The sequence below is a fragment of the Pseudoxanthomonas sp. SE1 genome (assembly GCF_029542205.1).
Lineage (GTDB): Bacteria > Pseudomonadota > Gammaproteobacteria > Xanthomonadales > Xanthomonadaceae > Pseudoxanthomonas_A.
Genome location: NZ_CP113783.1, coordinates 2,765,654 through 2,790,108, shown reverse-complemented (window position 1 = coordinate 2,790,108; position 24,455 = coordinate 2,765,654). Strand labels below are relative to the sequence as shown.

Here is a 24,455-nt window from a genome sequence, read left to right as displayed (position 1 = left end):
TCACCCGAACGTCGCATCCAGTCCCCTCTCCACGCCCACCCGCGGGGTCCAGCCCAGGTCCGTGCGCGCGGCCGTGGTGTCGAAGTTCGCCAGTGGCCGCAGCGAGCGCACGCGATAGCGTGTCAGCGGCACGTCGCGACGCAGGATCCTGCCCAGTTGCTCCACGCCGAAGCCCAGCGTCATGAACATCCAGCGCGGCACGCGCACCACCTTCACCTCGTTGCCGAGCTTGTGCTTGCAGCGGGCCAGGTAATCGGCCTGGGTGATGTGCGAGGTGTCCACCACGTTGAACAGCGGTCGCGCCGGTGCCGGTGCGTCGGCCGCACACAGCAGCGCGTCCACCACATCGTCCACGTACACCAGCGGCAAGGCCTGCGCGCCGTCGCCGACGGCGACCCAGCGACCGGCGAGGGCGATGACCCCGTTCGGGGTGACCTTCTCGGCGCCGGGCCCGAATATCTGGCCAGGACGCACGACGATGGCAGGCAATCCCCGCTGTGCCACGGCGTCAAGCACCATGCGTTCGGCCGACAGCTTGGTCTGCGTGTACGCGCCGCGCCAGTCGGGATGCGGCTCCAGCGGTGACGTTTCGGTCATCACCGCCTTCACGTCGCGTCCCGCGTGGTCGAACACGCTCATCGAACTGACATACACCAGCCGCTTCACGGAAGCGTCGACACAGGCATCGATGATGTTGCGCGTGCCCCAGACGGTGCCGGCCTCGAAGTCGCGCGGTCCGCCGCGCATCGCGGCGCCCACGTGGTAGACCAGCGGCACGCCGTCGACGGCATGGCGCACGATGCGCGGGTCACCAAGGTCGCCGATGACGGTCTGGATATCCTTGTCCTGCGCGAAGGCCGCCACCGGACGGCGCACCAGCACGCGCACCGTCCTGCCCTGTTCGCGCAGGCGGGCCACGACGCGCTTGCCGAGGAAGCCAGCGGCGCCGGTGACCAGCACGTCCGCCGGCGGAAGCGCGGCGTAGCGGGACTCCAGCAGCGCGATGCGCTCCGCATCGGGCGCCGCACAGACCGGTTCCAGCAGCTGCGCGATACGCAACGCGTCCTCGCCAGTGAAGGGCGGAGATGCGTTGTCGCGCGCGGCGCGCGCGAATTCCGCCGCGCCCCGCCGGATGCCGGGAGACGGCTTCAGCATACCGGTGGCGAACCGCACCACGTTCCACGGCACGCGGAACACATCCTTGCATGCGCTGGCGAAGGCGTTGATCACGATGCCGATGAACTTCGGGCCGGGCAGCACCCCGTGGATGCGGCAGGTCTGCAGGAAGCGGTCCACTTCGATCGTGCCGCGCGTGCCGCGCACGAACACGCGGTTCTCCATCGGCCGGGCGTTCCACGACAGCAGCAGGCGGCCCACGCCATCGCGCGCCTCGGCGTGCGCCTGCCATTCGTCGAAGTGCAGGTTGGGGTCGGTGCCGCGGGACTGGCAATCCACGCGCAGTCGGCGCACCGGACCAAGAAAGGCTTCCAGGGTGTACAGGCCATGCACGCCCAGGTCGCGGAACGGATACGAGCCCTGGGTGACCGAGCCCGGCAGCGGACCCCCGGCATACGGCGGATACTCCGAGTTGCGCACGATCTCCACCGACACCACCTCGCCGATGCGTCCGTCGCGCACCGCCTGCAGGGCCTGCATGAGCACGGGATCGAAAAGATCGGAATGGTTCACGCCGAGCTGCAGCTTGCGCGTGCGTGCGGCGGCGATCATCGCCTCGCAATCGTCGACGGTATCGGCCATCGGCTTTTCCACCAGCACATGGCAGCCCATGTCCATCGCGCGCAGGGCGATGGCGGCATGGAACGCGGGCGGCGTCAGGACATAGACGGCCTGCGGATGCTGGTCCGCCAGTTCGTCCAGGTGGGCCGCGACGCGCGGCACCTTGAAGCGGTCGGCCAGTGCCTGTGCCGCCGTGAGGTTCGGGTCGCAGATGCCGACGATGTCGACGAAGTCCAACTCGGCCAGTGCGGCGAGGTGATGGGTGGCGACATAACCTGCACCGACGATGGCGACACGCAGGCGGGTGGAAGCGGGAACGGTCATGGGGCGGGGGTCGTCATGAAGGTATGTTGTCGGTGATCGAGCGCGTGGGTGACGGTGGCCAGCACGTCCTCGACCCGGCGGTCCCAGGTCTGGGCCGCAACGGCAGCAACGCGGTCGTCGGCGGCCTCGCGGCTGTCGTCGGCCAGTGCCTGTTCGAGCGCGGCGAGGAAACCGGCGTGGTCTTCCGCGATGCGGACCCACTGCGCGAACTTCGCGATCTCGGGGTTGTAGGTACTCACCACGGGCTTGCCGGTGGCCAGGTACTCGCGCAGCTTGAGCGGGTTGGCGTTGGCGACCTGGCGGTTCATCCGGTACGGGATGATGGCGGCGTCGAACGCCTTCGCCCATTGCGGGAGCGTGGGGTAGGGTTGGGGGCCGGCCAGCCGCACATTGGGCAGTGCGCGCAGCGGAGACACATCGACGGCAGGGTGGCCGACCAGCAGGAAGCTCCACTGCGGGCGCTGTTGCGCCAGCCACGCGATCAGCTCGATGTCGATCCATTCGTGGATCGAGCCGATGTAGCCGATCACGGGTCCCTTCAGGTCGCGCGCGCCCTCCGCCACGGGCGTGGCCGGCATGCGCGCGGTGAGGAACAGGTCGAGATCGACGCCGTGCGGCGCGTACGTGGCGGTGGGATTGAGGGCCTGCTTGAGGGGCAACAGCGACGGGGGCGCGACGAACAGCTGGTCGGCCTCGCGGCTGAGCGCTTCGTCGCGCTGACCGATCAGGTCGGCATCCACGCCGGGATGCGCCGCATAGTCGTCGATGCAGTAGTACACGCAGAAGTCCTCGCCCAGACGGTGCGCGAGGAAGCCCGGGTGGGGGACGACGAACCACGACAGGTAACGGGTGATGCCGACCTTGCGCAGCGCGCGACGCACGGCCCAGCGGCTGAAGAGCCGGTTGAAGGCTTCCACGCCGGGAATGCGCCGGAACGGCAGCTGCGGCACGGTGCAATGCCAGAAGCCCGCGCGGATCGGCACCGGCGGCCGCAGCGCGGCAACCAGCTTGCGCCACGCACGCTTGAGGTCGCGCCCGGAGGTGTTCGGTGCACGCATGCCGGGGGAGTCGACGTAGAGCACGGGCATGTGGTTCGCCAGGCGCGTGGCGACGTGATGGCTGCTGGTCCGGTTCTCCGCGTTCCAGTCGTTGCCGAAATAGACCACGCCACGCCCCTGCAGCGCGGTGGAGGCATCACTCATCGCGCCACCAGCCGATGAGCCAGGCGGTACCGCCATGGTGGATCCACGTCTTCTGCAGGCCGGGAATGGCCTCGACATGCGGCCCCACGCGTCCGCACGCCGGTGCGAAGAACGTCACCACGCCGCAGCGCCCCAGGTGCCGCATGCGGGCGATCGTCGCGGCGGGATCGCTCAGGTAGTAGAGCACCTCGCAGGCGGTGACCAGGTCGAAGCGGTGCCGCTCGTCGCCCCACGGTTGCTGGAACAGGTCGGCGGCGGCGAAGTGCGCCTGCGGCAGGCGCAGACGCGCACGTTCCACCGCGGCCGGACTCACGTCGAGGCCGTACTGTTCGTCGCTGAGGTGGGCGAGGTGCTGGGTCTGGTGCCCTTCGCCGCATCCGATCTCGAGTATCGAACCCACGCGGCCGAACGCCTGCTCGATGACGCGGTTGGTGGCTTCGAAGCGCGTGCGCTCCATGGCCGAGTCCATGTTCCATGGGTCCTCGACGCGATAGGCCAGGTCCAGGCGCGCGTGGTTGTCGTTGCCGCCCACGCCGCGCAGCGCGTACTTCATCCACAGGCGACGCTGGGCTTTCTTCAGCAATCGGGCGGTATCACTCCACATTCGCGTGTCCTCTGTCCTTGTCCGCTCAGCCGCACGCGGCCGGGCCGCGCGGGCCCTCGGCCGCTTCATGTGCCGAATCCCGTCCCGCCGGCAGCGGGCGCGTGGGCGCGCTGTACCAGCCGGTGATCCTGTCGCATTCGACGTCGACCCATGAAGGGCCGTAGTGCCAGCGCGCAGCGTGCTCGGTGGTCGGCTCGCCCAGGATCCGGCGTGCCTGCTCCGTGTCCATGCCCAGTTCGAGTTGCCGCGCTGCACGCGGCTGCCAGGCGGCCGCGGAGGCATCGCCGGGACCGGCAGGGTCGAGGGTGGGGACGGAGGTGCGGTTGGCGCCCAGCCAGTACAGCAACGCTGCCACCAGCGCACCGATCAGCAGGTAGCGGCGGGAACGGGGGGGCGACGATGTTTCGTCGTAGGCGGGCATGTCCTGGGCGACGGGTTCGGGCTGGGCCGGGGTGTGCACGCTGCGCTGTGGTGCGGACGCGCCCGGCAGTCGTCCGTGCACCCGATGGAAGTCGAGGGTCGCTTCGTACAGACGATTCAGGCGCTGCAGCCGCGGCAGGTCGGAGGCGTCTCCCTGCATGTCCGGATGCAGGGCGGCCACGCGCCGGCGATAGGCCTGCTTGAAGGCGGCCATGCCGCATTCCGCGTCCAGCCCCAGTTCTTCGTACATGCTGACGAAGTCGGTATCGTCCGACATTGGTGACGCGCCCCTGTATCGCCGTCGGCGCCTTCTCGGCGCGTGATGTCTGCTTTCCCTGCTATACGCGTTCCGGGGCCTGATCCGGCCAGTCCCGGGGCTGGCCGCGCGCGCCGGCTTTCTACGTATCCACAGCATCAGGCAAGGTTGCCGAACTGCGGAAGATGATGGCCAGGGGATCATCGATGAGCGTCGCGGCGCGCGTAGGTCGCCGACAGTTGCTGGCACGCTGGTGCCATCGGCTGGGCGCGCTGCCATTGCTGAAACGCGTGAGGCCGGTGGCGCATGGAGAAGTGCGCGTACTGGCGTACCACCGCGTGCTGGAATCGTCCGATCCCCAGGGGTTCAGCTTCGATCCCGAGTTGATCAGCGCATCGGCGGACGTCTTCCGCCAGCAGATGCAGCACCTGAAGGCGAACTTCGTGCCGATGCGCTTCGATGAGGTGCTGGACCACATCGAGCGCCGCAGGCCCTTGCCTGCGGGCGCGACGCTGGTCACCTTCGATGACGGCTACGACGACAACTACCGTATCGCATTCCCGATCCTGCGCGACCTGGGCATGTCGGCGATGTTCTTCGTCTCCACGGGCCACATCGATTCCGGCAGGCCCTACGCCTACGACTGGCTCGTGCACATGCTGTGTTCGGTGCCGGCCGGCGAGCGCGTGCAGGTGCCTGAGCTCGGTATCGACTGGGTGGTGGAAGCCGCCCTGGCGGACCGCCGCCGGCAGGCAGCCGACCTGCTGTACCGGATGAAGTTGCTGGATGATGAGGGGCAGGCGGCCCTGGTGGCCCGCCTGGAAGCCGCCTGGGGGATCCCGCGCGCTGCGGGTCACCCGGACTGCCGGCCGATGACCTGGGACCAATTGCGCGAGATGCAGCGTGGCGGCATGGAGATCGGGTCGCATGGCGTGGACCACCGCATGCTGGCGAAGCTGCCACGGGAGTGCATGGTGGCCGAGGTGCGCGACTCCAAGTCGGCCCTGGAGCGTGAGCTGGGCGTGCCTGCGCTCGTCATCTCGTATCCGGTGGGTGGGCCCGATGCGTTCAACCATGACACGGTCGAGGCGGTCCGCACGGCGGGCTTCGGGCTGGCGTGCAGCTACGTGGCCGGTGTCGGCCGGCTGGGGCCGCGCACGCAGTTCTCGCTGCCCAGGCTGCCCGTGGAGCGGCACATGGACATGCCCTGGTTCCAGGCGATGATGGCCTTGCCGGAACTGTTCACCTACGCCTCGCGATTGCGCACGGGCTGAGGCAGGGAGCGACAGGGGACCATGTTCTTTTTCTTGTTGGTGTACTTGATCCTGGTGCTGATCAGGCCGCAGGACTACCCGGCGGTGGCCGAATCGCCCGGGCCGCCGCTGCAGTCCATCGCGCTGGTGCTGGCGGCCGGCCTGTGGGTGTTGTCGCAGCGCAAGTCGTTCAACCAGCCGCAGTACCTGCTGATTCCGGTCTTCCTGTTCATCGCCATGGTCTCCAAGGTGGTGAATGGCTGGGCGGGCGGTGCGCTGTTCGTGTTCTTCGTGTTCGCGCCCGTGCTGCTGGCCTATGTCCTGCTCGCCAACGCGGTGGATACGCGCAAGCGCATGCAGGCGACGATGGGGGTGTTCATCGTGTGCGCGTCGGTGCTGGCGGTGCATGGCATCGACCAGGCCAGCACCGGCATCGGCTGGACAGGGGTCGAGCTCTCCCAGGGCACGCGCATCCAGTACGTGGGCATCTTCAACGACCCCAACGACCTGGGCATGCTGTTCGTGATGTGCCTGCCGATGGCCTTCTACCTGAGTGCGCAGGGCGGCTGGCTGGGGCTGAAGCGGCTGTTCTGGTGGACGACGATCGTGTTGCTGGTCTGGGGCTGCTACCTGACCAATTCGCGCGGCACGCTGCTGGCGCTGGTGGCCATGCTGGGCGTGTACGTCTGGCGCACGCGCGGCATGTTCCTGGCGGGCCTGATGGGCGCCGGCGCACTGGGCGTCCTGATGATGTTGCCATCGCGCATGCAGGAGATGGACGTGTCCGAAGCCTCCGCGATGGGACGCGTCGAGTCCTGGTACGAAGGCATCCAGATGTTCATCGGCAGCCCGGTGTTCGGCATCGGTGCAGGTGGTTATTCGGACCTGCATGAACTGACCGCGCACAATTCCTTCGTCCTGGTGCTCGCCGAAACGGGCATCGTGGGCTTCACCGTCTGGCTGGCGATCGTGGGTTACTGCTTCCGCATGATGCTCGCCATCGTGAACCGTGGCGACGACATCATCGACGACGTGCCGCTGGACGTACCCGACGAGATCGCGCTGCAGGAATGGAAGACGGACAAGGCGTTGAGCCTGTGCCTGCTGTTGTCGCTGACCGGCTTCTTCACCGCGGCGTTCTTCCTCAGCCGCAGCTACGTGATCATCCTGTACCTGCTGGTCGCGCTGGTGGTCGGCCACTACACGCGCATGCGTTCCACGTACCCCAGCCTGCCGCAATTCTCGCTCGACAAGGACATCATCCGCTGGCCGATCATCGCTGTAATTGGCGTTATCGGGCTGTATCTGACCGTGAAGGTCCTGTTGGCCCTGGCATGAACTCCCGCTCGCGCACGCTCAACAACACCTTCTTCTCCTCGGTGGGCATGTACACCGAGTACGTGCTGGGCATGCTCACGTCGATCATCATCGCCCGGCACCTCGGCCCGGACGGATTCGGCACCTACAGCCTGGTGATCTGGCTGGTGGCGATGGGCGTGGCGACCACCAATTCGGGCACGGCCAGTGCGGCGATCAAGTTCATCGCCGAACTGCGCGGGTCGGGGCACGTGGAACAGATCCCCTACGTGCTCACCTACCTGCGGCGTGCGCAACGGGTGTTCATGCTGTTCGTGTTGCTGGCGGGCGCGGCGCTGTTCATCTTCGCAGGCGACCATGTCGCACCCGGCATGAACCACACGCTGCTGCTGGGGTTCCTGATCCTCGGCGTGGTGCTGCGCTCGTCGTACATGTTCAACATCGGCGTGGCGAAGGGCTTCGAGAACTTCCGCGCGACCGCCATCGTGGCGCTGGTGTCCACCCCGATCAACCTGCTGCTCGTCATCGCGGCGTGGCAGCTGGACGCGCCGGTGGAATGGCTGCTGGCCGTGTTCTCGCTGTCGGGCATCGTCTTCTACGTGATGTCGCTGCGGCAGATCCGTCCGCTGCTCCCGCCACGCCAGCCCGGCGTGGTGCTGCCCCCGATACTGCGCGCGCGGATAAGTCATCACATGCGCTGGACGGCGCTGACCGTGTCGGTCAGCTTCCTGGTGGCCAGCGAGGTGGAGGTGATGTTCCTCAACCTGTACGCGGACAGTCACGACGCCGGACAGTTCAAGGTGGCCTACCAGCTGGCAGTCGGCGCGGCGGCGCTGGTGCCGGGCGTGTTCGGTGCGCTGCTGCTGCCGATGATGGCGAGTGCGCTCAGCCAGGGCAGGGAAGTCGCGGCGCGGCGCTTCGCCGGCACCACGCATTACCTGTCCCTGCTGGCGACGCCGCTGATGGCGTTCGGCCTGGTGTTCGGCGACGACGTGATCCACCTGCTGTACGGGCCCGAATACTGGGCGGCGGGTCCGCTGTTCTCCGCCTGCCTGTTCGCCACGTGCCTGACCACGATGGCGCAGGGGGCCTCCAGCATGCTGGTCAGCGCGGACCGGCAGCGCAGCATCCTGGTACTGGCGGTGACCAGTGGCGTACTGAAGCTGGCGCTTTCCGCCGTGCTGATCGCGCACTTCGCCCTGGTGGGCGCGGTGATCGGCTACCTCATCGTGGCCCTGGTCAACGCCACGCTGTACATCTCGCTTGCGATCCGGGTCAGCCATGCAAGGTTGGCATGGGGCGGGCTGGGGCGCGTGTTGCTGGCGGGCGCGCTGGCGGCGGCGCTGGCGTGGCCGCTGCGCGGGCATCTGGTGCCCTGGGCGGCCGTCCTGCTGGGTGGCGTGTTGCTGGTGCTGTCGTATGCGCTGTTCACGCTGCTGCTGCGCTGCTGGAGCCGTGACGACATCGAGCACCTGCAACTGCTGCACGGCCGCTTCGCCGCTGGCCGGCCACGCCTGGGTGCGCGCCTGCTGGCGTGGGCGCACGAACGTGCAGGGGAACGCGCCTCATGACGGGTCTCTACGAATCCCTGTTCCGCCACGTGCTTTTCCCCGCGTACGAATCCGGCCTGCGCGGACGCAAGACGCTGTCGTATCTGCGCGAGTACGAACAGCAGCAATGGCTGGCGCCGGAACAGATCGATGCGCTGCAGTGGCAGAAGCTGCAGGCCCTGCTACGCCATTGCTGGGAGCACGTGCCGTACTACCGGGAAACCTGGGCCGGGCTTGGCATTGCCGCACCGGAGGACATCCGCGATCCCGCGCACTACGCTCGATTGCCTGTGCTGGACAAGCCCACGATCCGCGCCAACTTCGAGCGCTTGATCGCCGGCCCGCAGCGTGCCGGCCTGCTTTACAAGACCACCGGCGGCTCGACGGGCGAACCCTTGAAGTTCGGCTACACCCGCGACAGCTACGAACGTCGCGTGGCGATCATGTGGCGTGGCTACGGATGGGCCGGCGCCCGGCTGGGGCAGCGCTCCCTCTACCTGTGGGGCACGCCGCTCGGCGCGCAGAAGCGCAAGGACCTCCTTTTCCATGGGGCGTTCAACCGCCGCATGCTCAATGCCTTCGAAATGGACCGCACGCGCATGGCGGAGTACGCCGATGCGATCGACCGTTTCCAGCCCGAGACCATCGTGTCCTACGTGGCGCCCATCGTGGAGATGGCGGACTGGCTGATCGCCACCGGTCGCCGGGTGCATGCGCCGCTGCGCATCCTGGGCGCCGCCGAGGCGCTGCATGACACGCAGCGCGCACGCATCGAACAGGCCTTCGGCGCGCCGGCCTACAACACCTACGGCTGCCGCGAATTCATGCTGATCGCCGCCGAATGCGAGCACCGCGATGGCCTGCACGTCAACGCGGACCATCTGAAGGTGGAGCTTGGCCATGGCGAAAGCGTGGGCGGAGAAGGCCCGCGCGAACTGGTGATCACCGACCTGCACAACCTGGGCATGCCACTGCTCCGGTATGTCAATGGCGACCTGGCCACGCCCGGCCACGGCCAGTGCGCATGCGGACGCGGACTGCCAAGGCTTGCGCGCGTGGACGGGCGGAAGCTGGATGCATTGCGCACGCGCGATGGCCGGTTCGTGCCGGGCGAGTACGTGGTGTATGCCTTCCTGGGCGCGACCGGCATCCGGCGCTACCAGGTGGTGCAGAAACAACTGGATGCGTTCGAGATCCTGATCGTGCCGGACGCAGGCTTCGACGCTGGCGTCATCGAGCAAGTGCGGGGCGAACTGGTCAAGGTCGTGGGCGACAGTGTCGCCCTGAACTTCCGCCTCACGGACGAGATCCCGCTGACACCCAGCGGCAAGCAGCGTGTCACCGTGTCGGAACTCGGAGGGTAGGAAGAGCGTGGAGATCGTGCATTTCGTCGAGAACCTTGATCGGGGCGGCCTGGAACGCACCGTGGTGGACCTGATCGCGAGCCAGCGCGAGGCGGGCCACCAGTGCCGGGTCATCTGCCTGTTCAAGCTGGGCCTGCTGGCCAGGGAACTGCTGGCCAGCGGTGTCCGGGTGGATGCATGCGGCAAGCAACCGGGCCTGGACCTGCGTGCGCTGCGTCGCGCACGTGAACTGCTGCGGCAGTCGCCCGACGCGGTCATCCACACGCACAACGCGATGGCGCACTACTACGCCGTCATCGCGTCGCTGGGTCTTCCGGTGAAGTGCCGCATCAACACCCGCCACGGCATGGGAGGGCGCTCGCGCAGCGGTCGCCAGGAATGGCTGTACCGGCAGAGCATGCGCTTCACCGACTACGCGGTCGCGGTGTGCGAAGCGGCGCGCGAGCGGTTCGCCGAGGAGGGCGTGCATCCGCGGCATGGCCTGCTGGCCGTGCCGAACGGCATCCGGCTGGAGCGCTTCCGTTCCGCTGATCCGGATGCACGCCGGACGCTCGCTGCCGAGCTTGGCTGGCCGGCGGGCAGCCGGATCATCGGGACCGTGGGGCGCCTGCAGCCGGTGAAAGACCACGCGCTGCTGCTCCGCGCCTTCGCCAAGGTCCGCGTGCAGGTGCCGGAAGCCGTACTGGCCATCGTCGGCGATGGCCCCTTGCGCGAGGCACTGGAAGCCCAGGCCACCCAGGCCGGATTGGCGGACGCCGTCAGGTTCCTCGGCGACCGCCATGACGTGCCGCGCCTGCTGATGGGCATGGAAGTGTTCGCGCTGTCGTCTTCCAGCGAAGGCTATTCGATCGCGCTGCTGGAGGCGTGCGCTGCCGGGCTTCCCATCGTGGCCACCGATGTGGGCGGCAACCGCGAGATCGTCCGCGAGGGCGTGAATGGCCGGCTGGTGCCGTCGGGGGACGCGGCAGCGCTCGCCACGGCATTGATCGCGCTGCTGCGCGGCGGCGACCGTGCCGCGACGATGGGCCGGGCAGGCCAGGCCTGGGCGCAGGCGGAAGCTTCGTTCCGCACCATGGCCGAGCGGTACCATGGCCTCTACGAGGATGATGGCCAGGACATGTCATCCGGTGCGATGGCCGTGCAGGGACGCCTCTCATGAACCCCTGGGTTTCCCGGTAACCTGATCGCCATGAATCCGCGCCCACGACGACTGAAACTGCTGCGGTTCCTGCCGAACGGCTGGTTGTCGACCGCCGGCCCGAGCGGGGAGCGGCGCGCGTTGTACCTGACGTTCGACGATGGCCCGCATCCCGCCCACACACCGCCGTTGCTGGATCTGCTGGCGGAGCATGATGCCAAGGCCAGCTTCTTCCTGGTGGGGCGCGAGGTGGAACGGCACGATGCGCTCGCGCGCCGCATCGCCTCGGAAGGGCACACGCTGGGCAACCATTCGTACTCGCATCCGGTCTTCGAATCGCTGACGCTGGGGCAGCAGATGGAGGAGATCGATCGCACCGAGAAACTCCTGCAGGGCATCGATGGCCGCGCACGCCACGCATTCCGGCCACCCCGCGGCGTGTTGAGCGTGCCGATGCTGGCGCGGCTCGTGGGTCGCCGGCACCGCATCGACTACTGGTCGTACGACAGCCTGGACTACAGCCGCCGTCCGGTGCCGGAGCTGCTCGAGACGATCGGGCGCCATCCGCCGCGCGGTGGCGACATCATCCTGATGCACGATGACAGCGAGCATTCGCTCGAACTGCTGCAGCAGCTGATACCCGCATGGAAATCCCAGGGCTTCGATCTCCGCGCCCTGCCGCACGTGCATTGATCCATGCCGCACACCGGCGAGGGATGGCCGGTGCATCCGCGTTGTCGCGTTTTCTGGAGTGACGATGGCGCGACCACGCGCCGGCAACGACAGGGGGATGCTTGGACGGTGTGATGTGGCTGGCGGGACTGGCCGTCGTGATCATGGCGACCGTGCTGGCGGTCTGGAAGTTGCTGCGTTCGCGCAACATGGAACTCTGGATCGGCAGCTACCTGCGTCGCCCGCGCATGCGCGCCGTGGACGGTCCGGTGCATGTGATGTTCTGCTTCGTCGACCACTTCGAGCCCATGTGGCATGGCGCCGATGAAGCGACGCAGCGCGAGCGCGTGGACCGCTGGTGCCGCGATTACCGCACGCTGGCCGGACGCCACCGGGATGCGGATGGCCGGCCGCCCCAGCACAGCTTCTTCTATCCCGAAGAGGAGTACGTGCCGGAATACCTCGACAAGCTCTCCGCGCTGTGTACGGAAGGCTATGGCGAGATCGAAGTGCACCTGCACCACGACAACGACACCGAAGCCAACTTCAAGGAAGGCATGTCGCGCTTCTGCCGCGTGCTGCACGAGCGTCACGGCGCGCTGCCGCGCGATCCGGCCACGGGCGAACTCCGCTTCGGTTTCATCCACGGCAACTGGTGCCTGGACAATTCCCGGCCCGACGGTCGCTGGTGCGGCCTGGACAACGAGCTGATCCTGCTGCGGGAGTTGGGATGCTACGCCGACTTCACGCTGCCCTCCGCACCCAGCGACACCCAGACCAGCACCATCAACAGCATCTACTACGCCACCGACGATCCGCATGCGCCGAAGTCGCACGACCAGGGCGTGCCGGTCCGCGTCGGTGGACGGGCGAGTGGCGACCTGATGCTCATCCAGGGGCCGCTTGGCCTGAACTGGAAGGATCGACGCATGGGCATCATCCCGCGCATCGAGAATGCCGATGTGCGCAGGGGCCAGCCGCCGACGCCGCAACGGGTGGATGCCTGGGTGCGCGCGGGCGTCCACGTGCAGGGCAGGCCCGACTGGCTGTTCGTGAAGATCCATACCCACGGCACGCAGGAAGGCGACATCGATACGCTGCTCGGTCCACCGGTCGATGCGATGCACGATTACCTCGAATCCGCCTACAACGATGGCAAGCGGTACGTGCTGCATTACGTCACCGCGCGCGAGGCCTACAACATCGTCAAGGCGGCAGAGGCGGGCATGCAGGGCAATCCCGGCGATTACCGCGACTACGCATTGCCCGCTCCGCGTGCTTCATGGGCAGGTGGCAAGGTGGCACAGGCGGCCGCGTGACGGGCATCCGGCCAGATTCCGCTGTGGATGCGCCGACGGTCAGCGTGGTGATGCCTGTGTACAACGCAGAGGCCACGATGCGCCGGTCCATCGATTCGGTCCTGCAGCAAAGCCACGCGAACCTGGAGCTGATCCTGGTCAATGACGGGTCACGCGACGGTTCGCCGGCGATCATGGACGAATACGCAGCGCGCGATCCGCGCGTGGTGGCGATCCACCAGGCCAACGGAGGGGTCGCCGCTGCACGCAACCGGGGGTTGCAGGCCGCACGCGGAAGCCATGTCGCGTTCCTGGACAGCGATGACTGGTGGACACACGACAAGCTCGCCCTGCAGCTGGAACACATGCAGCGTACCGGTGCACGCGTGTGCTACACCGCCTACCAGCGTGTCGGCGAGGACGGCAGGCCGTTGGCGACCGTGCTGCCCCCGGCGCGCGTGGACTATGCCGGCATGCTCTACAGCAACCGCATCGGCAACCTGACCGGCATCTACGAACGCTCACTGGGCGAGGTGGCGTTCCAGAAGATGGGGCATGAGGACTACGTGTTCTGGCTGGATCGCGTGCGCCGCGCCGGCCATGCCGAACGCGTGCCGGATGAGCGGCCGCTGGCGTACTACCTCGTCCGCGAAGGTTCGGTGTCGTCGAACAAGTTGCGCGCCGCCGGTTGGCAGTGGCGGATCTACCGCGACATCGAGAGTCTGCCGTGGCCGCGGTCGGCGTGGTGCATGCTGCACTACATCGCGCACGCGCTGCTCAAGCGACGTCCCGTCTCAAGGCTGGCGTGAGCATGGCATCGTCTTCCCCCGTGACGGTTCCGGACTACGCCGTGGTGATCCCGGCCTACCAGGCCGCCGGCACGCTGGCGCGCGCGCTGGACAGCGTGGTGGCGCAGACCTTGCCGCCACGCCAGATCGTGGTGGTGGACGATGGCTCCCCGGATGGCGAGGAGGTGGCGCGCATCGTGGCGGGCTATGGCGGCGTCGTCGACCTGCTGCGACAGCCCAATGGTGGGCCTGCCAGCGCGCGCAATGCAGGCGTGCGCGCGACCTCGGCTGCGTGGGTGGCGTTCCTGGATGCGGACGACACGTGGTTGCCGCACAAGATGCAGGCGCAGATGCCATTGGCGACGGACCCGCGTGCCGGTCTGCTGCATGGGGGTGCGCGCGAGGATCGCCTGGCGCTGCCGGCGGACATGGATTTCGACCTGCTGTGGCGCTGCAACCGGATATGCACGTCGATGAGCGTGGTGCGCCGCGATGTCTTCGATACTCTCGGTGGCTTCTTCGAAGCGCGCGAGCTGATCGGTGCGGAGGACTACAGTCTGTGGCTGCGCATCGCGCACGCGGGCTGGCGGTTACGTGCCTGCGCTGGCCTGGTGGGGCACTACACGCCCGTGGAAGGCAGCCTGACCAGCCGTATCGAACGCTGCGCCGCTGCGGAAATCCACAACGCCGAGACGCTGGGCGATCAGTTGTCGCTGCCTGCGGCCATGGTGGGATGGAAGGTGCGGGCGATCCGCACGGAATTCGCCCGCCACCTGATCCATGCGCGCCGGTTGCGGCCGGCACGTCGCCTGCTGCTGCCGGCGCTGTTTGCACGGCCGACACTGGAACGCATCGGCCTGATGTCGATCAGCTGCGTCCCCGTTCCCGTGCTGGACATGCGCCGCCGCCTGCGCGCGCGCGGGCGGCGGCCTCACGCCTGCCCCTGAAGGGCGGGTCAGATCTCGCTCAATTCGACGACGTAGCCAGTGGTGCCGCCCTGCACGTCGATGCGGAAGCGCGCGCCGTCCTCGACGTACTTGCCCGAGCTGAAATTGCTGTTGATCGTGGCGTTGGCCGGCTCCAGCACGCGCACGCGCAGGCGGCCTGCGGTGGCTTCGCGGCTGTTCACCAGCGTCGGCGCGACCGGCACGTTCACCTGGAACGTCGCGGTGGTGCCGCTGGTGATGCTGAAGGTGTCTCGGACGGTCAGGCGGCGGTTGGCGAAAGTGAAGTTGCGGCGCCAGTTGGTCACGGCGTCGCTGTTGCAGAACGCCGGCGTCAGGTTGGCATCTGCCGTGAACGCGCCGCCGCTGCCGGGATTGACCGTGAGCGTCGAGGCCCGCGTGGTCGATTCGCACTGGCGCGCCACCGTGCCATTCCGGACGAAGCGCACCAGATTGTGCACATCGGTGCCCTGGTTGATGCCGCTGTGGCTCCAGATGTTGGCCGTGACCGCCAGCCAGTCGCCGGAGAACAGCGTGAACGAACCCTGGTCCTGGTGGGCGTGGCTCTCGTTGTAGGGACCGGCGACGATCGCCAGCCACATCGCGTCACGCGTCCAGCCGGTGCGTGCGAACAGGTGTCCGGTGCCTCGGGCGTGGTAGATCAGCTCCGGCGGTACGGCGGCCGTGGTGCCGGTGGGCAGCAGGTCGTAGCGATAGTTGAAGCCCGAGCCCATGCGTGCGATGGAGATGTTGTTGAGCCACCAGGTCGCCTGGTTCTGCACGACCGGATTGGTCGCCACCGAACGCGCTTCCAGCATCAGGCGGCGGTGGTAGTCGTAGATGTCGGGAACCGAGCTGCGCGCCTGGTCGCCGATCGGCGCGAAGCGATCCAGCGTGGGGACCGTGGCGTGCACCCAGTACGGAATGCTGTCGGACGCGTGGCTGTTGGCGTTGGCCAGATCGGTGCCGGTCGCATCGCGCCAGATGCGGTACAGCGAGAACAGCCGCATGTGCGAGGTGCCATAACCGGTGCCTTCGCTGCTGCCGCCACCGGGCAGCCGGGCGAAGTAGGTCTGCAGCGCAGGCAGCTTGTTGTCGCGCAGGAAGTTGAACCAGGTGCCGTTGCCGCTGGCCAGCGCCCAGTACATCGTCGCTTCGACGAAGCTGTAGTAATAGTTGTTGCCGGGATTGTTCACCGACCAGCCGGACCACGGATGGCTGCGACCGCCCCACTGGGCGTTGTTGTAGTTCCACACGTTCCACACCGCCTGCTCCGCATACGCGGACCAGCGGGTGCGCTGGCTGGCGGTGATGCTGCCGCCGCAGGCGGTCATGGTGGACGCCAGATCGGCGATCATCGGGCCCACCTCAAGGTAGGAATCCCCCGCCACGGCTGGACGGCCGCCGGAAGCGATCGCGGATTCCGCGGCGCTGACCTGCGCTTCGACCATGCTGACGGCCAGCGTGCAGTACTTTGCTTCAGGCGAGATCTGGTACATCAGTGCGGCCTCGGCAGCACTGAAGCCGTAGCCGCGGTTGCCGGCGACGGCCGCATCCACCCAACCCTTGAAGCGGGTGTAGGCAGCGGACGACTTGTCGACCGCCGGCACCGGCATGGGCAGGTTCACCAGCCGTGGCCGGGAGGAATTCGAACTGATCCGCCCGCCGCTGCTCAGGACCGGGGTTGAATCCACGGTGGGCGCTACCGGCGTGAGGACGACGGGGTTGGCCGTGCTGGTGCTGGTGGGCGTGCCGGTGGCAGCGCGTTCGCGCGCACGGCGGGCCAGCCGGGTGTTGGCGGAAGCGCGCGTCCAGAAGCGCAGGACGTGGTCGCGCGTATCCTGGCGCAACTCGGCGAATTCATCTTCGGCCTGGATCCATGCATGGGATGCAAAGGCCTGGGCACGAAGCCCGAACAGGCCGCTGGCGGCGCTGGCGGCAGTCAGGGCGGTAAGCGACGCAGCGCCCAGGAACAGGGCGAAGGGCAGCCGGCGGGTGCGGCGGGGGGAAACGGACGTGCGCGACAAGGGGGTTCTCCTGGCAAGAAAACCGCGCACGAACGAATTGGAAGACGACAGCCCTCGAGGCTGGTGACTACCCGCTGCAGCGCCCCCTCGCTACATGCGATCCGCGCAACGGCGGGCGGATCATAACGTGGGGGTTCCGTCAAAACGGACGGGCTGGGTCACAGAACGGCAGGTTGGTTCAGCGGGCGGCAGGGGAGGTCACGGGCCCGTGAGGGTGCATTTGAGACTCACCGCACTCTTTGCGGCGCCTGCCTTGCCCGACGCGACCCGGCTCACTTCTCGCTGAGCTCGACCTTGTAGCCGGTCTGTCCGCCCGAGACATCCACCCGCCAGCCCCGACGGAACTCCTGCGCGTCATCGTCGCTCCAGGTGTGGACGCGCAGCGTCGCATTCGCGGGCTCCAGCACGCGGATGCGCAGCCGCCCGGCGGTGGCCTCGTTGCCCTGGACGGTGGGGCGCTCCGGGACATTGACCTGGAAGATCGCACGGGTGCCCGCGCCCAGCCGGAAATCGTCCTGCACCAGCAGCTTGCGACCACCGAACTCGATGCGTCGCTGCCAGGACTGCAGGGCCGGATTGTCGCGATACACCGGGGTCAGGTCGGCCGTGGCGGTGATGCCGCCATCCGGTCGCGGCGTCACGGTCACGCGGGAGCGCGAGCGCGGGGTTTCGCACTGGTGCACCACCACGTCACCGCGCGGCGCCGCGCATTGCTGTGCGTCCGCGTTGGCGCGTTCGAAGCGCACCACGTTATGGACCGGCGTGCCTTGCTGGATGCCGCTGTGGCTCCAGATGTTCTCGGTCACCGCGAGCCAGTCGCGGGCGAACAGGGTGAAGCCACCCTGCTCCTGGTGCGCGTGACTCTCGTTGTAGGGGCCGGCGACGAACGACATCCACATCGCATCCTTGCCCCAGTCGCTGCGTGCGAAGAGGTGGCCGGCACCTTCCGCGTGGTAGACCAGGGCCGGGGGCGGATCGCCGCCATCGCCGGCCGGCAACAGGTCGTAGCGACTGTTGAAGCCCTGGCTCATGCGCGGCACCGAGATGCTGCGCAGCCACCAAGACGACATCGCGCGCGCATCTGTATCCGTCGTCAACTGGCGCGCTTCCAGCACCAGCCGGCGGTGGTAGTCGAACAGTTCGGGTATCGAACTGCGCGCCTGGTCGCCGATCGGGGCGAAACGGTCCAAGGTGGGCACCGTGGCATGTATCCAGTACGGAATGCTGTCGCGCGCATGCGTGCTGGCCGTGGCCAGGTCCTCGCCCGTGCTGTCCTTCCACAGGCGGTAAAGACCGAACAGACGCATCTGCGCAGCGCCATAGCCGGTGCCTTCGCGGCTGCCGCCGCCCGGCAGCTCGGCGTAGTACGCCTTCAGCGGCGGCAGGCGACGCGTCTTGAGCTCGTCCATCCAGGTCTTGCTGCCGCTGACCAGCGCCCAGTACATGGTCGCTTCGATGAAGCTGTAGTAGTAGTTGTTGCCGGGATTGTCGATGGACCAGCCAGTCCATGCGTGGGTGCGGCCGCCCCACTGCGCCCGGCTCGGGTTCCAGACGTTCCACACGGCCTGCTCCGCCAGGGCGGACCAGCGCTGCCGCTGCGCGGCATCGATCATGCCGGTGCAGGCGTGCAGCGTCATCGCCAGGTCCGCGATCCTGGGGCCGACTTCCAGATACGAATCGCCGGCGATCGCGGGGCGCGAACCGCCTGCGATCGCGCTTTCGGCTTCAGCGACTTCCTTTTCCACCATGCGGACGGCGAGCTTGCAGTACTTCTCGCCACCACTGAGCAGGAACATCAGGGCGGCGTCGCTGGCGCTGAAGGCATAGCCCGGGTTGCCCGACACGGCGGTGTCCACCCAGTTGCGGAAGCGGCCGTACTCCGGCGACCTGCGATCGACGAACGCCAGGTCGATCTTCAACTGGTCCGTGCCTGCCGGTGCAGCCGGGGCGACGGGCGCGGCGGTCGCCTGTGGCGCGCCAGCGGAAGCCTGCGGCTCCCGGGGTTCCGGTGCGGAGCTCGCCTCCGGTGCGTCGGCTGCACCGCAATGGCCGATAGCGGCCGCCAGCAGTGCCAGCGTCAGCAACACCGCACTGGGGATGCCATGCGTCTTCAATCTGGAGGGCGTGGCGCGCATGCCGGACACCTCAACGGTTGGAATAGGCGATGCTCAGGTAGATCAGGTTCTGCGAGACGCTCTGGCCAACGTCGGTGCTGTCGCGCTTGTAGCGTTCGGCGTGCAGGCGTGCCGACCAGCGGGGCGCCCATTGGTATTCCAGGCTCGCGCCCACGCGCGACGTTTCGTCCTTGCGGTTGAGCTGCGTGTAGTCCAGGCGTTCCCAGGTGGCGTAGCTTCCCAGCGTCAGCGAACGACGGATCAGCCATTGCAGGTCGAAGCGCGCGCCGCGGGTCTTCTGGTCGAACGTGTCCGAATCCACGTAGTCGCGCTTCTGCACGTAAGGGGTCAGCGAAAAGGTCAACCGCGTGCCCGTGTACTGGTAGCCGAGGTCGATGCTGCGGACCTCGTACGGCGATGCATTCACCACTGCGTCGCCGGTCAGGACGTTCTCCGGCACCGTGGCCTCGGACTGGATGCCGGTCAACGCGTCGGTCGCGGTGTCCGAAAACTGGCTGGACACCGCCGCGATCAGCTGGCTGTGCGGCGACAGGTTCCATTGGGCATCCGCGCGCAGCAATGGTTCCGAGCGCGACTCGCCCTGCCGGTAGTCGATGCGCGAATAGCCCAGGTCCGCACCGAGTTCGAAGTTGGCCAGCGTGCGGACATAGCGTCCGTAGATGTCGTAGCGGTTGTAGTCGCGTGCCACGATGTCGTCGTCGAAGTCCACGCGCTGCGCCTGCAGGTTCAACGACACGCGGCTGGTGGGCGAGAGTTCCTTGATCGTGCGGACCGCAGCGGCGAGGCGCTGCGAATTGAACTCGTCGGTCACCTCGGCATCGCTGTGCACGTAGCGGAGTTCGGCCTGTCCATGCAGCGAGGAGGTCCAGTTGAACAGCACCGTCGGACCGGCGGAGAACACGTTCACCTGCTGGCGGTTGCCCGGGCCATCGGGCACCAGCGAATCCACCGGTTGCACCGTCAGGTTGTCCTCCACCACGAAGAACAGGCGCTGCGGAATGGCGACCCAGTTCATGCGCCCGGAGAGCGTGCCGTCGACGGTGTCGGCGAAGATGTCGTCCTCGTAGTCGCGGTACTCGGCGCGCCCGTCCAGGTTCAGCTGCAGCGCCGAGATGTTCTCGGTGATGCTGAAGCCGACGCCGGCACGCAGGTAGCGCTGCTCGATGGGGTCGGCCGGCACCATCGTCACGTTGCTGTTGCGCTCCATGCCGAGGTCCACGGTGTAGTCGACGCGTGCGGCGAACGCGTGGCCGGAGAACGTGGCCAGCACGGAAGCCGCGATGACGGAAACGCGAAGGCGGGTGACGCGCATGCCGATGCTCCTTGGCTGCTTCACGGGATTTCGTTGAACACCACGCCGGCCACCTTGTCGGCCGGGAAGCTGCCGATGGCCTTCTCCAGCTTCTCCGGCGTGACCTTGCCGTAGCCCGCGACCAGGACCACGAGGTCGGCGAGCTCGGAGAGGATGCGCGCATCGGGCGAACCGAGGACCGAAGGACTGTCGAGGACGAGGTAACGGTCGGGATAACGGCTGCGCAGCGAATCCATCATCGCGCGCATGCGGAACGAGCTGAAAGCCTCGCCCGTCGTTTCGCGCTGGCGGCCGCTCGGTATCAGGCGCAGGCGCGGTACGCCGGTGCGGTAGAGGATGCGGGCGAGATCGGTGTCGCTGTCGTCCAGGTAGTCCATCAGCCCGCCGTGTCCGGCATCCACGCGCAGCGCGGTGTGCTGCGTCGGATGCAGCGCGTCGCAGTCCACCAGCAGCGCGCTCTTGGTGTCGTCGAACGCGAACGCCGTGGCCAGGTTGCGGGCAACGAAGCTGCCCCCGCAGCCGTGGCTTACCGGCGCCACCAGGGTGACGAAGTTCCTGTCGCCGCCCAGGGCGAGCAACCGGGTACGCAATTCGCGGAACGCATCGGCCTGTTCGCGCACGGAATCGTTGCGATGGATGACGCGACGCTCTTCCAGTTCGCGTGGCGTCAATGCCGTGGGCTCGTCCATCAGGGCCAGCGAGCGGGAGGTGTCGGCGCGGTAGGGCACGCCGTGCAGTCGGTCGTTGTCCGGGGTCACTGGCTTTTCCATTGTGGCGTGTTGGGTCATGGGGGTGGCCTCAGGCGGCGAGTTGCTTGAGGCCGAACACGAGCCCATACGCGAGCACGACGATCAGGAGGATGCCGACGCTCATCGCGTTCCTCGTCATTTCCTGGCGACGGTCGCGCGGCGAGTGGTAGGTCGGCACCACGGTCAGCAGCGGGCGGTCCGTGAGCCGTTGTACCTGGTGCGCCGAGCGGATGCGCGGATCGAAGCGCGCACGCAGGAACACCAGGCCGAGCGGAATGCCTACCGCCATCAGCAGCCCGCCGATGGCGAAGTGCATGAAACGCAGGCCCGTCGGCCGCAACGGCATGGTGGCGGGATCCTGCACGCGCAGGGTCAGGCCGCGTTCCTCGCGGTCCAGCTGCATGGAGACGCGGGCGTTCTCGCGCCGGCGCAACAGGTCCTGGTAGATGTCGCGGTTGACCTCGTAGTCGCGCGTGAGCTCGGCCAGGGCGCTTTCCGAGTCGGCGATGCGCCGGCTGCGGTTGAGTTCGTCGTTCAGCATCGACTCCGCGATTGCCATGCGCGACGCGGTCGCGGCCACTTCGCGGCGTGTCTGTGCCTGCTGGCTGCGCAATTCCTGGTACAGCGGATTCATCTGGGCTTCGTCGAACGGGCTCCCACTCTGCGGTGCGGAGGCGCGACGGTTCTGTTCGTTGACCATGGACTGCTGCAGATCGGCCATCTGGTGGCGCACGCGCACGACGTCCGGGTGCTGCTCGGTGTAGTTCAGCAGCAGGCGGTCCAGCTGGCCCTGCAGCTCCAGCAACTGCCCGCGATACAGGCTCTCGCGCGTCTGCACGGCGGTGACCGCGGATTCGCCGGAGAGCTGCGAGGCGATCGCGCTTTCGCGCGAGCGCTGTTCCAGCAGCGACATGCGGGTCTGTTCGACCGTGGTACGCAGCGAGCTGATGCGCGTATTGGCATCGGTCGCGCTGCCGGGCTGGGCGTCGGTGTTGGCCGAGCGGTACATGCGCAGGCGCTCCTCGGCTTCCAGCAGCTTGGCGTGGTAGTCCTGCACCTGCTTGTTGATGAACTCGTAGGCCTCGCGGCTTTCGCGTTCCTTCGCCGCCAGGCTCTCCTTGATGAACATCTCGCTCAGGCGCTCCGTCACCTGGTAGGTGCGCTTGGCATCGCTGTCGCGGTAGGTGATCTGGATCAGGTTGGGGCGCGGGCTGGTGATCGCGATGCGGCCCTTGATCTGTTCCATCAGGCGGTCCTGCTGGACGGCATTGGGGACGTCTTCCAGCCAGCCGCCGGTTTTCAGCGCATCCTGCAGGACCCGCTGGCTGTAGATCACCTGCCGGGCCATGCCGGCGCGGTCCACGACGCCGGTCGCCACGGCGCGGCCTTCCAGCAGGGGCTGGATGATGTCGCTTTCCTGCGCCAGGATCGTCGTCGAGGCCGTGTAATTCTTCGGCAGCACCAGCAATCCGACCAGCAGCGTCAGCAGGGCGACGCCGGCGAAGATGCCGACCAGGGCCACACGGTGGCGGCGCGCTTCGCGCAGCAGGATCGGGGCCAGTTCGTTCGGCGACAGCGCGCCCGCGGGCGAGGCCGGCGCGGCGTATCCGCGCCGCGCGGGGAGATTGCTCTGGCTCATCAGAACGTGCGCTCGGGAACGGTGATGACGTCGCCGGGCGATACCGTGTAGTTGGTGCTCAGGTCGCCACGGTTGAGGATGCGGTCAAGCCGGACCGCGTAGGTCTGGGTCTGCTCGGCACCCTTGCGGTGCAGATCGGACCGGTCGGCGGCGGCGAACTCGGTGATGCCACCAGCGGCCAGCACGGCATCCAGTACTGTCATGCCGGGGCGATAGGGCAGCGACACGGGCTGGCGGACGGCGCCGGTGACGCGTACCCGGGACAGGTATTCGTGGCTGCGCAGGTCGGTGAGGATCACCGCCACCTGCGGATCGCGCACGTAGGTGGCCAGGCGTTCCTGGATGTCCTTGGCGACGTCACCGGGTGTGCGGCCGCCGGCGGGCACGTCGCCCACCAACGGAACCGAGATCATGCCGTCGGGACGCACCGGCACGGTGATGCCGAGTTCCGGATTGCGCCACACGGAGACCTGCACGATGTCGTCCACGCCGATGTGGTACGCGTCGGTCCCCAGCGTGCTCGTCGCAGGCGGTGGCGTCTCGCTGCCGGAGGACGTGGCGCACGACGCCAGCAGCATGGAAAGGGCGGTGGCGGCAAGGCCGGCAAAGAGGCGGTTCATCGGAAGATCCCCTGGAGTTGCTGATGCCGGTAACAACGGCGGCGACAGGGGAATCCGGCCACTGCGGAGCGCCTTGCAAGCGCTCCTCGTGGGATTTAGGCGGCGTAGAACGTCCGGTACCAGTCCACGAACTGGCGCACGCCGGTCTCGATCGGCGTCGTCGGCGAATAGCCCGTGTCGCGGCGCAGCGCCTCGACGTCGGCTTCGGTGTCGGGCACGTCGCCAGGCTGCATCGGGAGCAGGCGTTTCTCCGCCTTGCGACCCAGGCAGTCCTCCAGCACCTCGATGTAGCGCAGCAACTGCACCGGCTGGTGGTTGCCGATGTTGTAGACGCGGTACGGAGCGCTGGACGAACCCGGGTTAGGCAGCAGCGGGTCGTACGCCGGGTCCGGGCCGGGCACGGTGTCCAGCGTGCGCACGACGCCTTCCACGATGTCGTCGACGAAGGTGAAGTCGCGGCTGTGGTGGCCGTGGTTGAACACGTCGATGGGCTTGCCCTCGAGGATGTTCTTCGTGAACAGGAACAGGGCCATGTCCGGTCGGCCCCACGGGCCATATACGGTGAAGAAGCGCAGTCCGGTGGTGGGCATGCCGAACAGATGGCTGTAGGTATGCGCCATCAGCTCGTTGGCCTTCTTGGTGGCCGCGTACAGGCTGACCGGATGGTCGACACTGTCTTCCACCGCGAACGGCAGTTTCCGGTTGGCGCCGTACACCGAACTGGACGACGCATAGACGAGGTGTTCGACGCCGCGGTGCCGGCAGGCTTCCAGGATGTTGGTGAAGCCGACGATGTTGCTGTCGATGTAGGCGTGCGGGTTCTCCAGCGAGTAGCGCACGCCGGCCTGCGCGGCCAGGTTCACCACGCGCTGCGGCTTGAATTCGTCGAAAGCCGCCTCCAGCGCCGTGCGGTCTTCCAGTGAGCCGTGCACGAAACGGAAGCCCGCCTTCGGCAGGAGCCGCGCCAGGCGGGCCTCCTTCAGCGTCGGATCGTAGTAGGCGTTGAGGTTGTCGTATCCCAGCACCTCGTCGCCGCGATCGAGCAGGCGATGGCTGAGGTGTGAGCCGATGAAGCCGGCAGCGCCGGTGACCAGTACGCGCATCAA

20 protein-coding genes are annotated in these 24,455 nt (G+C 67.6%); 9 read left to right on the top strand and 11 right to left on the bottom strand.

Annotation, left to right across the window (positions count from 1 at the left end; all coding sequences use genetic code 11):
- From OY559_RS13175 to OY559_RS13160, 4 genes are read right to left on the bottom strand one after another with little or no spacing between them, the layout of a single operon-like run.
- On the bottom strand, positions 1-2,061 hold the full coding sequence (locus tag OY559_RS13175; RefSeq protein ID WP_277726698.1) for an NAD-dependent epimerase/dehydratase family protein: 2,061 nt from the start codon (positions 2,059-2,061) through the stop codon (positions 1-3).
- Positions 2,058-3,263 carry a glycosyltransferase gene (locus OY559_RS13170; RefSeq protein WP_277726697.1) on the bottom strand — a complete coding sequence of 402 codons (1,206 nt, stop codon included), beginning with the start codon at positions 3,261-3,263 and terminating at the stop codon, positions 2,058-2,060. Before OY559_RS13170 ends, OY559_RS13175 begins: the two co-directional genes overlap by 4 nt.
- Positions 3,256-3,867, bottom strand: coding sequence for a class I SAM-dependent methyltransferase (locus OY559_RS13165; protein ID WP_277726695.1), 612 nt, complete (start codon positions 3,865-3,867; stop codon positions 3,256-3,258). Before OY559_RS13165 ends, OY559_RS13170 begins: the two co-directional genes overlap by 8 nt.
- A 25-nt stretch (positions 3,868-3,892) precedes the next feature.
- Positions 3,893-4,564 carry a hypothetical protein gene (locus OY559_RS13160; RefSeq protein ID WP_277726694.1) on the bottom strand — a complete coding sequence of 224 codons (672 nt, stop codon included), beginning with the start codon at positions 4,562-4,564 and terminating at the stop codon, positions 3,893-3,895.
- Positions 4,565-4,749: 185 nt separating this feature from the next.
- On the opposite strand from OY559_RS13160, the gene OY559_RS13155 reads away from it, so the two are divergent.
- The 9 genes from OY559_RS13155 to OY559_RS13115 all read left to right on the top strand — a co-directional run bounded on the left by OY559_RS13155 (position 4,750) and on the right by OY559_RS13115 (position 14,870).
- Positions 4,750-5,817 (top strand): polysaccharide deacetylase family protein, encoded by a 1,068-nt coding sequence (locus OY559_RS13155; RefSeq protein ID WP_277726692.1) that lies wholly within the window; start codon positions 4,750-4,752, stop codon positions 5,815-5,817.
- A 21-nt stretch (positions 5,818-5,838) separates the two neighbouring features.
- On the top strand, positions 5,839-7,134 hold the full coding sequence (locus tag OY559_RS13150) for an O-antigen ligase family protein (protein WP_277726690.1): 1,296 nt from the start codon (positions 5,839-5,841) through the stop codon (positions 7,132-7,134).
- A complete protein-coding gene (locus OY559_RS13145; protein ID WP_277726688.1) occupies positions 7,131-8,684 on the top strand; it encodes an oligosaccharide flippase family protein in 1,554 nt (517 codons plus the stop codon). Before OY559_RS13150 ends, OY559_RS13145 begins: the two co-directional genes overlap by 4 nt.
- Complete coding sequence (locus OY559_RS13140; protein ID WP_277726687.1) at positions 8,681-10,027, top strand: phenylacetate--CoA ligase family protein; 1,347 nt, start codon at positions 8,681-8,683, stop codon at positions 10,025-10,027. Before OY559_RS13145 ends, OY559_RS13140 begins: the two co-directional genes overlap by 4 nt.
- 7 nt (positions 10,028-10,034) lie before the next feature.
- Positions 10,035-11,186 (top strand): glycosyltransferase, encoded by a 1,152-nt coding sequence (locus OY559_RS13135; protein WP_277726684.1) that lies wholly within the window; start codon positions 10,035-10,037, stop codon positions 11,184-11,186.
- Between the two features lie 30 nt (positions 11,187-11,216).
- Positions 11,217-11,858, top strand: a complete 642-nt coding sequence (locus OY559_RS13130) for a polysaccharide deacetylase family protein (RefSeq protein WP_277726683.1) — start codon at positions 11,217-11,219, stop codon at positions 11,856-11,858.
- Between the two features lie 110 nt (positions 11,859-11,968).
- Positions 11,969-13,156, top strand: coding sequence for a hypothetical protein (locus tag OY559_RS13125; protein WP_277730005.1), 1,188 nt, complete (start codon positions 11,969-11,971; stop codon positions 13,154-13,156).
- A 23-nt stretch (positions 13,157-13,179) separates the two neighbouring features.
- The gene (locus OY559_RS13120; protein WP_277726682.1) at positions 13,180-13,944 is read left to right on the top strand and encodes a glycosyltransferase family 2 protein; all 765 of its coding nucleotides are present in this window, start codon (positions 13,180-13,182) and stop codon (positions 13,942-13,944) included.
- Positions 13,945-13,946: 2 nt separating this feature from the next.
- A complete protein-coding gene (locus tag OY559_RS13115) occupies positions 13,947-14,870 on the top strand; it encodes a glycosyltransferase family 2 protein (protein WP_277726679.1) in 924 nt (307 codons plus the stop codon).
- A gap of 8 nt (positions 14,871-14,878) precedes the next feature.
- Here OY559_RS13115 and OY559_RS13110 read toward each other — a convergent pair whose 3' ends face one another.
- From OY559_RS13110 to OY559_RS13080, 7 genes are all read right to left on the bottom strand, one after another.
- Positions 14,879-16,894, bottom strand: a complete 2,016-nt coding sequence (locus OY559_RS13110; RefSeq protein ID WP_277726677.1) for a heparinase II/III family protein — start codon at positions 16,892-16,894, stop codon at positions 14,879-14,881.
- A 272-nt stretch (positions 16,895-17,166) separates the two neighbouring features.
- On the bottom strand, positions 17,167-19,029 hold the full coding sequence (locus tag OY559_RS13105; protein ID WP_277726675.1) for a hypothetical protein: 1,863 nt from the start codon (positions 19,027-19,029) through the stop codon (positions 17,167-17,169).
- A 10-nt stretch (positions 19,030-19,039) separates the two neighbouring features.
- Positions 19,040-20,341, bottom strand: a complete 1,302-nt coding sequence (locus OY559_RS13100) for an outer membrane beta-barrel protein (RefSeq protein ID WP_277726674.1) — start codon at positions 20,339-20,341, stop codon at positions 19,040-19,042.
- Between the two features lie 20 nt (positions 20,342-20,361).
- Positions 20,362-21,129, bottom strand: coding sequence for a P-loop NTPase family protein (locus OY559_RS13095; RefSeq protein ID WP_277726673.1), 768 nt, complete (start codon positions 21,127-21,129; stop codon positions 20,362-20,364).
- Between the two features lie 10 nt (positions 21,130-21,139).
- Positions 21,140-22,729 carry an XrtA system polysaccharide chain length determinant gene (locus OY559_RS13090; protein WP_277726672.1) on the bottom strand — a complete coding sequence of 530 codons (1,590 nt, stop codon included), beginning with the start codon at positions 22,727-22,729 and terminating at the stop codon, positions 21,140-21,142.
- The gene (locus tag OY559_RS13085) at positions 22,729-23,349 is read right to left on the bottom strand and encodes an XrtA/PEP-CTERM system exopolysaccharide export protein (RefSeq protein WP_277726671.1); all 621 of its coding nucleotides are present in this window, start codon (positions 23,347-23,349) and stop codon (positions 22,729-22,731) included. The genes OY559_RS13090 and OY559_RS13085 overlap by 1 nt, the downstream gene beginning before the upstream one ends.
- 95 nt (positions 23,350-23,444) lie before the next feature.
- Positions 23,445-24,452, bottom strand: coding sequence for an NAD-dependent epimerase (locus OY559_RS13080; protein ID WP_277726670.1), 1,008 nt, complete (start codon positions 24,450-24,452; stop codon positions 23,445-23,447).
- Positions 24,453-24,455 lie beyond the last annotated feature (3 nt).